Origin of the sequence: Pseudarthrobacter sp. BRE9 (assembly GCF_031844305.1) — a bacterium.
Taxonomy (GTDB): domain Bacteria; phylum Actinomycetota; class Actinomycetes; order Actinomycetales; family Micrococcaceae; genus Arthrobacter.
Map to the genome: position 1 here is coordinate 392,108 of NZ_JAUZUY010000002.1, position 12,880 is coordinate 404,987.

The window sequence follows — 12,880 nt, forward strand, 5'->3', positions numbered from 1 at the left end:
GGTGCCGCCGGTTGGAAAGGCGGCACCACCGGCAGGTATCAGGCCTGGGCGTCGCGGATGGCGCGGTTGACCGCTGAAATCACGGCCTTGAGGGACGACATGCTGGTGTTGGCGTCGATGCCCACGCCCCACAGCACCCGCTCCCCCACGGCACATTCAACGTAGGCCGCAGCCAGGGCGTTGCCGCCTTCGGACAGCGCATGCTCGCTGTAGTCCAGCACGCGGACATCCACGCCGTCTTCATGCAGGATGTTCAGCAGGGCCGCGATGGGACCGTTGCCGGTGCCCGTCCGGCTGACCTGGGCGCCGTCGACGGTGAGCGACGCGTGAAGGGTCATGCCGCCGTCGGCATCTGTTTCCGTCTTCACGGCCCCCAGAGAGTAGCGTCCCCACTGCCCGTCGGACTGGCCGGACGGCAGGTACTCGTCCTGGAAGATCTGCCAGAGCTGCGCGCCGCTGACTTCCCCGCCCACGGTGTCGGTGCGGCGCTGGATGACGCCCGAGAATTCGATCTGTGCCCGGCGCGGCAGGTCCAGGCTGTGCTCGTTCTTCAACAGGTAGGCCACTCCGCCCTTGCCGGACTGCGAGTTCACCCGGATCACGGCCTCGTAGCTGCGGCCCAGGTCCTTGGGGTCCACGGGGAGGTAGGGCACCTGCCAGGTGAAGTCGTCCACCGACTTGCCGGCCGCGGCGGCATCCCGCTCCAGCGCTTCGAAGCCCTTCTTGATGGCGTCCTGGTGGGAACCGGAGAAGGCGGTAAACACCAGGTCGCCGCCGTACGGCGAACGCTCCGGGACCGGCAGCTGGTTGCAGTACTCCACGGTGCGTCGGACGTCGTCGATGTTGGAGAAGTCGATCATGGGGTCGATGCCCTGGACGAACAGGTTCAGGCCCAGGGTCACCAGGTCCACGTTTCCGGTGCGTTCGCCGTTGCCAAAGAGGCAGCCCTCGATGCGGTCTGCGCCGGCCATGTAGCCCAGCTCGGCGGCGGCGACACCCGTTCCACGGTCATTGTGCGGGTGCAGGGACAGGATGATGCCCTCGCGCGGGTGCAGGTGCCGGCTCATCCACTCAATGGAATCGGCGTAGACGTTCGGCGTGGCCATTTCCACCGTAGCGGGGAGGTTGATGATCACCTGGCGGTCGGCGGAAGCCTCGAAGACATCGGCGACGGCGTTGCAGACCCGGACGGCATACTCGAGCTCGGTGCCCGTGAAGGACTCCGGCGAGTACTCGTAGGTCACATGCGTGTCGGCGAGTGTTTCCTCGTACTTCCTGCACAGCCGGGCGCCCTGCAGTGCAATGTCCAGGATGCCGTCTTCGTCCTGGTTGAAGACCACGCGCCGCTGCAGCACGGACGTGGAATTGTACAGGTGGACGATGGCCTGCTTGGCACCCACCAGGGACTCGTAGGTCCGTTCGATCAAGTGTTCCCGTGCCTGCGTCAGGACCTGGATGGTGACATCGTCCGGGATATGGTTGCCCTCGATCAGCTGGCGGACAAAGTCAAAGTCCGTCTGGGAAGCGGACGGGAAACCGACCTCAATTTCCTTGTATCCCATGCGCACCAGCAGGTCGAACATCTTCATCTTGCGGGCCGGGCTCATGGGGTCGATCAGGGCCTGGTTGCCGTCGCGCAGATCAACTGCGCACCACCGCGGGGCCTTGGTGATGACCTTGTCCGGCCACGTGCGGTCCGGCAGTTCGACTTTGATCTGGTCCTGGAACGGCGTGTAACGGTGGGCAGGCATTCCTGAGGGCTTTTGTGCGTTTCGCATGATGTTCGTGGCCTTTTCTATCGATCTTCAGTGAAAGGGTGGCCGGGCAACACAAACTCCGCAGCGAGGGTGGGCCGTGCGCTAGATAGCGTCTGTGGCCTCGCCGCGGCAGCTAAGGAGAAGGAGCTCTGCACGCACTCTTTGAGCGTAACACGGGTGCGTAAGATGAAAGGGCACTACCGTCCGTAAAGTCCAGCATGCAGACGCCTCCGGTAATCCACCGGCTCCAGGCGTCCCGGCAAAAGGAGTTGCAGTGCCCATTTCGGGGATCGATCTGTCCACCATTGATCACACAGTCCGGCCGCAGGATGACCTTTACCAGCACGTAAACGGCGCCTGGTTGAAAGCCACGGAGATTCCCGACGACCGGCCCCTGGAGGGAACCTTCACCTCTCTTCGCGACGGGTCCGAGATCGCTGTCCGGGACATCATCGAGGAAGCGGCGGCCAAAGGTGCAGGCGCGAGCGGGATCGAACGGAAGATCGGCGGCCTCTACAACAGCTTCATGGACGAAGCGGCCGTTGAAGGCAAGGGCATGGAGCCAATCCGCGGGCGGCTCGCCGAAGTGTTTGCCACCGGCTCGGCAGCGGAACTCATTGCCCTGGCGGGCCGGCTGTTCCGCGCGGACGTAGGCGGGCTCTTCTACATCTACCCGGCCCCGGATGCGGGCAACCCCGACCGGGTCCTGTTGTACACCGGCCAGGGTGGCCTGGGCCTTCCCGACGAGTCCTACTACCGGGAAGAGAAGTTCGCCCCCATCGTGTCGGCCTATGCGGCGCACGTGGAAAAGATGTTCGAGCTGGCCGGGGTAGCCGATCCCCGTGGTGCGGCCGGGCGGGTCGTGGAACTGGAGACTAAGCTCGCGTCCCACCACTGGGACAATGTGACCCTGCGCGATCCGCAGAAGACCTACAACCTGAAGACGGCGGATGAAGCCGGCGCGCTGTTCCCCCACCTGGCCACGTGGTTCGAAGCTGCGGGAATCGACGCGGACAAGCGTGCGGAGATCGTGGTGAGCACCCCTGACTTCTTTACGGGTGCTGCCGGGCTCCTCGACGAAGTTCCGGTGGCAACCTGGCAGGAGTGGCTGGCCCTGCGCGTCATCAGCGCCGCCGCACCTTACCTGTCTTCAGCGTTCGTGGACGCCAATTTCGCTTTCTACGGCACCACCATCAGCGGCACGCCCCGCAACAAGGACCGATGGAAGCGCGGTGTGGGCGTCGTCGAAGCCGCCCTCGGTGAAGCCGTCGGCCAGATCTACGTGGCACGCCATTTCCCCGAATCCCATAAGGCACGGATGCAGAGCCTGGTGGACAACCTTATTGAGGCCTACCGCCGCAGCATCAACGACGTGGGCTGGATGGGCGGGGACACCAAGGCGGAGGCCCTTCGGAAGCTGGAGGCTTTCCGGGCCAAGATCGGCTACCCGGACGAGTGGATCGACTACTCAGCCGTGGAGATCGACCCCGAGGACCTCCTGGGGAACGTTGAACGGGCACACAATGCCGACGTCGACAGGCACCTGGACGAGGTGGGCAAGCCCGTGGACCGGAACAAGTGGCTCATGACGCCGCAGACCGTCAACGCGTACTACCACCCGATGATGAACGAAATCGTGTTCCCGGCAGCCATCCTGCAGCCGCCGTTCTTTACCGCCGAAGCCGACGACGCCGTCAACTACGGCGGCATCGGTGCGGTGATCGGCCACGAGATTGGGCACGGCTTTGATGACCAGGGCTCACAGTTCGACGGCGGCGGAGCCCTCCGCAACTGGTGGACGGACCAGGACCGCCAAGCCTTCGAGGCCCTGACGGCGCGGCTCGTGGCCCAGTTCGACTCGCTCTCCCCCACGGCCGCGCCCGGACACCACGTCAACGGCCGCCTGACGCTGGGCGAAAACATTGGGGACCTGGCGGGCCTGACCATCGCCTACAAGGCCTACCAGATCAGCCTGGACGGCAGGGAACCGGAGGTCCTGGACGGGCTGACCGGTGAGCAGCGCTTCTTCGCTTCCTGGGCAGCAGGCTGGCGGCAGGTCATCCGGCAGGAAGAGGCCATCCGGCGCCTTGCCACCGATCCCCACTCGCCCAACGAATTCCGGACCAACGCCATCGCCAGGAACCTGGACCCGTTCCACGAAGCGTTCGACGTTACGGAAGAAGACGGCATGTGGATGCCTCCCGCAGAGAGGGTCAGCATCTGGTAGCCGGGTAACAAAAAATGGGCCCCCGTTGGGGCCCATTTTTTGTTGCCTGCGGTTACGGCGGCACGAAAAGCCGCTAGCGCCGCACGATCAGTTCGGGATTGGCCTGCTGGCAGACCTTGTCCCCGGCGGTCTGGTTGACGATGTCCTGTGGCAAAGCGGCGGCGGGAGCGCCTCCCGCCTCGTAGGCCGTGCCGGTGGTGAAGTCGCTGCCGACATAGACCTGCACTCCCGACACCCCGGGAGCCGGGATCATCAGGGTGGCAGGAATTCCCAGCAGCGCTGCGACATCGGCCGCCACATCCTCGAAGCCATTGCCGTAATACACCGCTGTCTTGGCCACGGGCTGCGCCACGAACTGGCCTGTCTGGGTGAAGCCGCCGGACACCAGCGCCTGGACGATTTCCTGGGCACGGCCGTTCACCCCGCTTCCGTTGGCGACGGTCACCGGCTGGATGGCCTTGTTGTAGGGCGGCACCGGCGGGGCAGTTTCAGTGGGGGCGGCAGATGGCGTTGCCGTCTCGGAGGGTGACGGCGTAGTGGGCGCGGTGGGGTCGGTCAGGTCCACGTTCTTCCGCATCGCCGAGAAAAGCTGTGCGCCCGCAGGCTCGGCGATGACCAGCCGGTTGGGATCTATGGGCGCAGGCGTGGTGGGCACCGCCACAAACGCGACCTTGCCGATGTCGATGTCCTTGAGCCGGTTGCCGATGGTCAGCAGGGCGGGAACGGAGGCCAAACCGTCATCCACGGTCAGGTTCTGCGTCACGACGTCGGCGATCTTCAACATCTTCGCCGGGTCGGACAGCGTTCCCTCGCCCTTGATCTTGCGGGTCAGCGACGAGAGGAAGCCCTGTTGGGCCTTAATGCGGCCCAAATCGCCGCCGTCGGCAAATGCATGGCGGGTGCGAAGGAAGGCAAGCGCCATCTCACCCTGCACCGCCGACGTTCCGGCGGGCAGCCGCAACTGGGAATCAGGATCGTAAACAGCATCGCTGATGCAGACTTCCACTCCGCCCACAGCATTGGAAAGTTCTTTGACGGCGTTGAAGTCAGCCATCATGAAGTGGTCCACCTGCATGCCGGTGAGCTTGTTGACGGTGTCCACGGCGCACCCGATGCCGGCCTCGCTCATGGCCTCGTTGATCATGACACCGGTGCGGGCGGGGTAGTCCTTGCCCGTCTTTCTGTCCTTGCAATCAGGAATGTCCACCAGCAGGTCGCGCGGAAAGCTGATGACGTTGACGCGCTTGTTGTCATCGGAGATATCCATCAGCATCATCACATCCGACTTGCCGTAGCCGGTGGAATCGTCGGCAGTGCCGTATCCCGAGTTTTTCCCGTCGCGTGTGTCCGAGCCCAGAATCAGGATCTGCAGGCGGCCCGTGGCATCATTTCCGGCGGACTCGGTGCTTTCGCCGCCGGCATTCAGTGGTGCCTTGGAGATGTTGGCCTGGAGCCGGAAGAACCAGAACCCGGCGAAGGCGATCCCGGCCACGAGGACCAGCGCCACCACACCTGTGACAGCTTTGAGCCACAGCGGCATCCCGCGCAGCGGGCCGAGGTGCCGGGCGGCGCCCACGGCGCCTCCGTTCGCGTGGCGGGATACCGGTCCCGGTCCGGCTGACAGGTCAGCCTCATTGTCGCGTTTGTCGCGGCCTGGACCCACGTGGTGAACCTTCCTCTAAATACGAAATCCGGTCCATTTTAGTGGTCCAGTCGGGAATTCTTGCCTGCCGGGCTCCTGCGAACGTTTCTTTTCGTGGATCAGAAGCCCAGTTTGACCAGCTGTTTCGGGTCGCGCTGCCAGTCCTTGGCCACCTTGACGTGGAGGTCCAGGTAGATGCGCGTGCCCAGGAGGGCTTCGATGCCTTTGCGGGCGTTGGTGCCGACTTCACGCAGGCGGCTGCCGCCCTTGCCGATGATGATGGCCTTCTGGGACGGCCGCTCCACATAGAGGTTGACGCGCACGTCCAGCAGGGGGCTGCCGTCCGGCCGGTCCTCGCGGGGAACGATCTCCTCCACCACCACGGCCAGGGAGTGGGGAAGCTCGTCCCGCACACCCTCAAGGGCTGCTTCACGGATGAGTTCCGCCACCATGACCGCCTCGGGCTCGTCCGTGAGTTCGCCGTCCGGGTACAGGGGAGGCGACGGCGGCATATGGCTGATCAGTACGTCGGCGACTGTTCCCACCTGGAAGCCGTCAGTGGCGGACACGGGAACGATGTCCTTCCAGCCGTCCTCGCCGAGCACTTCACGGCCAAGTGCCGCCACTGCAAGCAGCTGCTCGGTCAAAGCCTGGCGGTCCACCAGGTCAGCCTTGGTGACGATGGCGATCACCGGCTTGCGGCCGACGGCGGCAAGCTGGGCGGCGATGAACTTGTCGCCTGGACCGATCTTCTCGTTCGCCGGCAGGCAGAATCCGATGGCGTCCACCTCGGCGAGGGTGTCCGCGACGAGGTCGTTCAGGCGCTTGCCGAGCAGGGTGCGGGGACGGTGCAGGCCCGGAGTGTCCACCAGGATCAGCTGGGCGTCCTCGCGGTGCACGATGCCCCGGATGGTGTGCCGCGTCGTCTGCGGCTTGGCGGACGTGATGGCCACCTTCTTGCCCACCAGCGCGTTGGTCAGGGTGGACTTGCCCGCGTTGGGCCTGCCGACGAGGACCGAAAACCCGGCGCGGAAGCCGCCGAAGTCGTCCATGGCCGCAGCCTTACTTTTCTTGCTCACGTGGAACTCCCTGCTGGGTTGCTTCGGCCTCTTCCAGGAGGCCTTCAAAGTCAGTCTCTACTCTTGGTACCGGCGCCGCAATGATGTGGCTGACCCGGTTCCGCCGGCCTTCAAGCCGGTCCGCCCGCAGCGATACGCCCTGCACTTCCACGCTGCTGCCGACGATGGGGACGCGGCCAAGTGCCTTGGCCAGGAGGCCGCCCACGGTGTCCACCTCGTCGTCGTGGATTTCCAGGTCGAAGAGCTCGCCGAGGTCGTCAATGCCCATGCGGGCACTGACCCGGTAGGACCCGTCCCCGAGGGCGACGGCTTCCGCGCTCTCAGTGTCGTATTCGTCGACGATCTCCCCGACGATCTCCTCGATCAGGTCCTCAAGGGTTACCAGCCCGGCGGTACCGCCGTATTCGTCGATCACGATGGCAACGTGCGTGGATTCCTTCTGCAGTTCGCGCAGGAGGTCGCTGACGGGTTTGGACTCCGGCACGTAGCGCACCTCGCGGGCCAGTGACTCCACCAGCGGCGGCTCCTGGTCCGCGCCCAGCTGGTGGATCACCGCGGCAACGTCCTTGAGGTAGACGATGCCAAGGATGTGGTCCGTGTCTTCGTTAATGACAGGGATCCGGGAGTACCCCGACCGCAGGAAAAGGGACATCGCCTCGTGCAGGCTGGAGCCGGCGTCAATGCTGACGATATCTGTCCTGGGAACCATGACGGCCCGCACCAGGGTGTCACCGAAATCGAAGACCGACTGGATCATCTCCGCCTCGGTGTCCTCGATCATGTCCGACTCGCTGGCCCGGTCCACGAGTTCGCGGAACTCCTGTTCACTGAAGAACGCATCGTCACCGCCCGGCGCTCCGGGGGCCGCCGAAGTCCCCAACGCCACAAGCCAGCCCGGAATCGGTCCGAGCACGCTCGTGAGGAACCGGACCATCGGGGCGGTGAAGCGGACCACGGCAGTGGAATGCAGCCTGCCAAGCTGGCGGGGTGATACGCCCACGATCACGAACCCCAGGAGGGCCATGATGCCGGTGGCCACCAGTCCGGCGAGCCACACGTTGTCCAGCAGGCTGGCGATCAGGACGGCGACGGCCACCGCGGAGGCCATCTCGAACCATACCCGCCAGAACCGCAGCGCCCGGGTGTGGGCCACGGGCTCGGCAAGGATGCGCCGCATGGCCGTGCCGCGGCTCTTGTGCAGCGCTTCTTCGGCGTCGTGCCTGGGAAGGAAACTGAAGGCGGCTTCGGCCGCTGTCAGCAGGGCCGCGACGGCCAGGAAAACCAATGCCACCGCGACCAGGAGCAGTTGCGTCACTGGGTCGTCTCGGCAGGTGCTTCTTTGCCGGTGAAGCCGGACAGGAGTTCCCGCTGGAGCCCGAACATCTCCGCCTTCTCCTCCGGCTCGGCATGGTCGTAGCCCAGCAGGTGCAGGATGCCGTGCGTCGTCAGCAACAGCATCTCGTCCTGGAGCGAGTGGCCGGCGTTCCGGGCCTGGACCTTTGCCACCTGGGGGCAGATGGCGATGTCGCCCAGCATGCCCTGGGGCGTGGGCCGGTCAGGCGTCCCGGGAGTCAATTCGTCCATGGGAACCGAGAGCACGTCCGTGGCACCCGGTTCGTCCATCAGTTCGATGTGCAGCTTCTCCATGGCCGGCTCATCCACCAGGAGGATGGACAGTTCTGCCTGCGGGTGGATATAGAGCTGCTCAAAGATGTACCGCGACAGGGCGACGAGCCCGGACTCGTCAACCTCGATGCCGGACTCGTTGTTCACCTCGATGCTCACGTGTGTTCCCCCCGTTTTTCGCGGCTTGCTGAATGCTTGACCCGGTTCCGCTGAACTTCATCCCAGATGCTGTAGGCGTTGACGATGTCCCCCACCAGCCGGTGCCGCACGACGTCGGCGGCGTCCAGGACGGAGAAGTTCACGTCGTCGATACCCTGCAGGATTTCCTCCACGATCCGCAGTCCGGAACGCGTCCCGAAGGGCAGGTCCACCTGGGTGATGTCACCGGTGACCACCATCTTGGACCCGAAACCGAGCCGGGTGAGGAACATCTTCATCTGTTCCGGCGTGGTGTTCTGCGCCTCGTCCAGGATGATGAACGCGTCGTTAAGGGTCCGGCCGCGCATGTAGGCAAGGGGCGCCACTTCGATGGTGCCGGCCGCCATGAGACGCGGAATGGATTCGGGGTCCATCATGTCGTGCAGCGCGTCATAGAGCGGCCGGAGATAGGGATCGATCTTGTCGCTGAGCGTACCGGGGAGGAAACCAAGCCGCTCCCCCGCCTCAACCGCGGGGCGGGTGAGGATGATCCGGCTGACCTCTTTTTGCTGCAGCGCCTGGACCGCCTTCGCCATGGCGAGGTAGGTCTTGCCGGTGCCGGCGGGACCGATGCCGAAGATCACCGTGTTGGCGTCAATGGCGTCAACGTAGTTCTTCTGGTTCAGAGTTTTGGGCCGGATGGTCCGGCCGCGGCTGGAGAGGATGTCGTGGGTGAGCACATCCACGGGATTCTGCAGTGACTGGGTGCGCAGGAGGGACACCAGCTGCTGCAGCACCGCAGGCGTGATGACGGTGCCGCGGGCCACGAGGCCGCGGACCTCCTGGAGGAGCCGCATGATCCGGGGAACGTCACCGGAGGGGCCGCTGATGGACAGTTCATTGCCGCGGGCATGGAAGTTGACGTCCGGGAACTGGTCTTCGATGAACCGCAGCGCCTCATCATGGCTGCCGAGTGATTGAACCATCTGGTCGGAGTTCTCGAAGAGGACTACTTCGGTCCGGGTGCCGGGCAGGGTGTGCGGGAATTCCCCCGGACTTCCTTCGCCTGTGTTGAGCCGGCGCTTACCATTCGCTGATTCAGTCATGGTGCTGGCCCGCAGGCCCGTGGTCCCCTCGAAGATCGACATCACTTGTTTGCATTGGCTGATGCCGGCGCCCCTTGGACGGTGCTCCTTGCCCCAGCGATCCCTTTATCTTACGCCAGCGCGGGGCCGGGCCGGATACCGGGCCGCCACGGAACAGTGGCAAGGAGCCTTCCGGAGGGTGCCCGGGGCGGCCTTAGGTATCAACTTCATATCGGCCTCATATCGTTCCCGTTGCAGTTGCGCCGGAGGAGGCAAAGAGCGGCTGGGAGGCCGCGCCGCTGTGCAATGCTGGAAATCCAGCATCTGCTGGAGCATCAGGCCGCCAGGGGGATCGGCCCGCCACGCCAGGAAAGGACAAGGGCAGGACAGTGCCGGAAACCTCTGTGCCCGAAAGGGCAGGACGACCTATGGGCCGCCTGGGCCCCGCCGTCCTGGCAGGACTCCTGGTTCTGGTTCCGGGCCTGGCCGGTTGCACGGCCGAGGGCGGTCCCTCGCCCACCGGCACGATTGCCTCGGTTCCGGCCACGGGCGGCACCATGCCGGACACGCTCTCCACCAGCGCCCCGCTGGAAACCACGCAGTCCTCGAGCAAGGCGCCGGTTTACTGGATCGGCCGCAGCGGCGGGAATGTGTTCCTTTACCGGGAATTCCGCGACGTCCCGGAGCAGGAGAACCCGGTCACCCGCGCCCTGCGCGCCATGATGTCGGAGAAACCGCTGGACCCTGACTTCTTTACGCCCTGGCAGAACCCGGACAAACTTGCCACCTCGATCTCCGGCAAGGACGTCATCACGGTGGACGTCTCGGCCGATGCCTTCAACAGCAATCTGGACGCAGACATGGCTGCCCGCGCCATCCAGCAGCTGATCTATACGGCAACGGCTGCCGCCGCAAGTTCGGGTTTGATCGACACCGGCCAGCAGGTCCGGGTCCGGATCCTCGTGGACGGGCACACTGACTACGTCGCCTTTGGCTCAGTCCAGTTGGGCGCGCTGATGACCCGTGCTGCCGGACTGGTGGCGCCGGTCTGGATCATCGATCCCCAGGAGGGCGTCGAGATGCCCGGCGGCAGCGTGAAGATCACGGGCCGCAGCACATCCCCGGGGGCGAAGATCCGCTGGCAGATCCTGCAGGCCCCGGACAACGGCAGCAAAGCACCTTTCCTGGCAGGTGAAACCACAGCGGCCGCCGAACAGGGGCAGGCCGGCGTCTTTACGCTGGCTCTCAACCTTCCGCCGGGCGACTACGTGCTGCGGATGGCCCAGGCCGGTTCCGGCGGAGAACCTGACCGGAACGAGGACACAAGGTCCTTTAAGGTCAGGTAGCGGCCCAGCGGCCAAGGACGTCGCTGGCAAGCACGACGGCGGCCGGCCCGGCCGTGGAGGACCGCAGGACGTGGTGCCCCAGGAGGGCGGTCACGGCGCCCTGGCCGCAGAGTTTCGTAACTTCGCGAGGACTGATGCCGCCCTCCGGTCCGACGATCAGCAGGATTTCACGGGGCCCGGCGCCCGCAGCAGCCTGCCACCGCTCAAGGACCGTGCGCAGCGGGCGCACCGCGTCCTCGTGGAGGATGACGGCCAGGTCGGCAGCCTCCACGGCAGCGGAAAGCCCCGCCGTTTCGACGGCGGCCCGCACCTCGGGAATCCAGGCGCGGCGCGCCTGTTTGGCGGCTGCCGCAACGGACGACTCCCATTTGGCGTGCGCCCGGGCCGCCCGGTCACCCTTCCAGCGCACAATGGACCGTTCGGACTGCCAGGGTATGACGGCGTCGACACCCAGCTCGGTGGCCGTCTCAATGGCCAGCTCGTCGCGGTCCCCCTTGGCCAGGGCCTGTACCAGCACCAGCCGGACGGCCGGCCTGTCTTCGAAACTCAGGCTCCCGCACTCCACCTCGAGTTCCGAGGCGGCAGCGGCTACCACCTTTCCGGTCATCCGGGTGCCGGCGCCGTCGACAATGTCCACCGCCTCGCCGGGAGACAGCCGCTTGACAGTAACGGCGTGCCGCGCCTCCGCGCCTCCGAGGACAATGACTTCACCGGCAGCCATGCCATCCAGCGAACCGGCGGGAGTGAAGAAGACGGGGTTGCTCACCGCTACAGGTTACCGAGCCGGTCCCGGAGCTTGGCGAACATGCCGCCGCTGGCAGCGAGCTTGCCTTCGGTGATCTGTTCACCACGGAGCTTGGCGAGTTGGCGCAGCAGGTCCTCCTGCGCGGGGTCGAGCTTGGCGGGAGTGTCCACCTGAAGATGGACCTTCAGGTCGCCGCGGCCGTATCCCCGAAGGTGCGTGACGCCCAGGCCGCGCAGGGTGATGATTTCCCCCGACTGGGTTCCGGGCTTGACGTCGATCTCCTGGGTGCCGTCGAAGGTTTCCAGGCTGACGTCCGTACCCAGGGCAGCGGCCGTCATGGGAATGTGCAGGGTGGCGTGCAGGTCATCGCCTTCGCGCACGTAGGTGGCGTCATTGTTGACGCGGATTTCCACGTACAGGTCACCGGCCGGACCGCCCGCGGGACCCGCTTCGCCCTGTCCGGAGAGCTGGATCCGGGTTCCGGTGGCGACGCCGGCGGGAACCTTGATGGTCAGTGACCGGCGGCTGCGGATACGGCCCTGGCCGCTGCACTCGTTGCAGGGGTCCTTGATGACCGTGCCGAAACCTTCGCAGGTGCCGCAGGGGGCCGCCGTCATGACCTGGCCGAGGATGGAGCGGACGGCCCGCTGGACCTGGCCGCTGCCGCCGCAGATGTCGCAGCGTTCGGGATGGGTGCCGGGCCGGCAGCAGGATCCGTCACAGGTGGGGCAGACCACGGCGGTGTCCACTTCGAGTTTCTTGTTCACGCCGAATACCGCGTCCCGGAGGTCGATCCGCACGCTGATGAGTGCATCCTGTCCCCGCCGGACACGCGAGGCCGGGCCGGATGTGCCGCCTGCGCCGAAGAAGGTGTCGAAGATGTCCTGGAATGCGAACCCCTGCCCGGCGTAGCCCGCTCCGCCGAAGCCGTTGTCCGTGCCGTTCTCATTGCCCGTGGTGTCGTAGATCCGGCGCTTCTGGGGGTCGGAAAGCACCTCGTAGGCGTGGGTTACTGCCTTGAACCGTTCTGACGCCTCCGGACCGGGGTTTACGTCAGGGTGAAGGGTGCGGGCCAGCTTCCGGTAGGCCTTTTTGATTTCTTCGCCCGTAGCTTCGGGTGAGACTCCAAGGACGTCATAGTGGCTGCTCAAAGTTCGTATCTCTTCCTTGTTGTACTGCGTTCAGTGGGGCGGCCCGGCTCTTGCTTCCCTGCCGGAACAGGCTCCGGCGGTGAA

General features: G+C 65.4%; 10 protein-coding genes. 2 read left to right on the forward strand and 8 right to left on the reverse strand.

Annotation, left to right across the window (positions count from 1 at the left end; translation table 11 throughout):
• Nucleotides 1-38: 38 nt before the first annotated feature.
• On the reverse strand, nucleotides 39-1,778 hold the full coding sequence (leuA, locus tag Q9R31_RS06710; protein ID WP_311261957.1) for a 2-isopropylmalate synthase: 1,740 nt from the start codon (nucleotides 1,776-1,778) through the stop codon (nucleotides 39-41).
• Nucleotides 1,779-2,031: 253 nt separating this feature from the next.
• Here leuA and Q9R31_RS06715 point away from each other — a divergent pair, with 253 nt between their 5' ends.
• Nucleotides 2,032-3,984 carry a M13-type metalloendopeptidase gene (locus Q9R31_RS06715; RefSeq protein WP_311261958.1) on the forward strand — a complete coding sequence of 651 codons (1,953 nt, stop codon included), beginning with the start codon at nucleotides 2,032-2,034 and terminating at the stop codon, nucleotides 3,982-3,984.
• Between the two features lie 73 nt (nucleotides 3,985-4,057).
• Here Q9R31_RS06715 and Q9R31_RS06720 read toward each other — a convergent pair whose 3' ends face one another.
• From Q9R31_RS06720 to Q9R31_RS06740, 5 genes are all read right to left on the reverse strand, one after another.
• Nucleotides 4,058-5,647: an LCP family protein gene (locus Q9R31_RS06720; RefSeq protein ID WP_311261959.1), complete on the reverse strand. Its 1,590-nt coding sequence runs from the start codon at nucleotides 5,645-5,647 to the stop codon at nucleotides 4,058-4,060.
• Nucleotides 5,648-5,745: 98 nt separating this feature from the next.
• On the reverse strand, nucleotides 5,746-6,705 hold the full coding sequence (gene era, locus Q9R31_RS06725) for a GTPase Era (protein WP_311261960.1): 960 nt from the start codon (nucleotides 6,703-6,705) through the stop codon (nucleotides 5,746-5,748).
• The gene (locus tag Q9R31_RS06730) at nucleotides 6,689-8,020 is read right to left on the reverse strand and encodes a hemolysin family protein (protein WP_311261961.1); all 1,332 of its coding nucleotides are present in this window, start codon (nucleotides 8,018-8,020) and stop codon (nucleotides 6,689-6,691) included. The genes era and Q9R31_RS06730 overlap by 17 nt, the downstream gene beginning before the upstream one ends.
• On the reverse strand, nucleotides 8,017-8,490 hold the full coding sequence (gene ybeY / locus Q9R31_RS06735) for an rRNA maturation RNase YbeY (RefSeq protein WP_311261962.1): 474 nt from the start codon (nucleotides 8,488-8,490) through the stop codon (nucleotides 8,017-8,019). The genes Q9R31_RS06730 and ybeY overlap by 4 nt, the downstream gene beginning before the upstream one ends.
• Nucleotides 8,487-9,575: a PhoH family protein gene (locus Q9R31_RS06740; protein WP_311262197.1), complete on the reverse strand. Its 1,089-nt coding sequence runs from the start codon at nucleotides 9,573-9,575 to the stop codon at nucleotides 8,487-8,489. The genes ybeY and Q9R31_RS06740 overlap by 4 nt, the downstream gene beginning before the upstream one ends.
• 407 nt (nucleotides 9,576-9,982) lie before the next feature.
• Between Q9R31_RS06740 and Q9R31_RS06745 the strand changes: the two genes are divergently transcribed.
• Entirely contained in the window at nucleotides 9,983-10,900 is a 918-nt protein-coding gene (locus Q9R31_RS06745; RefSeq protein ID WP_311261963.1) for a GerMN domain-containing protein, read from the forward strand.
• Here the strand turns inward: Q9R31_RS06745 and Q9R31_RS06750 are convergent.
• Nucleotides 10,893-11,666: a 16S rRNA (uracil(1498)-N(3))-methyltransferase gene (locus tag Q9R31_RS06750; RefSeq protein WP_311261964.1), complete on the reverse strand. Its 774-nt coding sequence runs from the start codon at nucleotides 11,664-11,666 to the stop codon at nucleotides 10,893-10,895. The genes Q9R31_RS06745 and Q9R31_RS06750 overlap by 8 nt on opposite strands.
• A gap of 2 nt (nucleotides 11,667-11,668) precedes the next feature.
• On the reverse strand, nucleotides 11,669-12,796 hold the full coding sequence (gene dnaJ / locus Q9R31_RS06755; RefSeq protein WP_311261965.1) for a molecular chaperone DnaJ: 1,128 nt from the start codon (nucleotides 12,794-12,796) through the stop codon (nucleotides 11,669-11,671).
• Between the last annotated feature and the right edge of the window lie 84 nt (nucleotides 12,797-12,880).

Bases quoted from the DNA above. Each gene is read 5' to 3' on its own strand.
- leuA (WP_311261957.1), bottom strand. From the start codon at position 1,778: ATGCGAAACGCACAAAAGCCCTCAGGAATGCCTGCCCACCGTTACACG.
- Q9R31_RS06740 (WP_311262197.1), bottom strand. From the start codon at position 9,575: ATGACTGAATCAGCGAATGGTAAGCGCCGGCTCAACACAGGCGAAGGA.
- Q9R31_RS06745 (WP_311261963.1), top strand. From the start codon at position 9,983: ATGGGCCGCCTGGGCCCCGCCGTCCTGGCAGGACTCCTGGTTCTGGTT.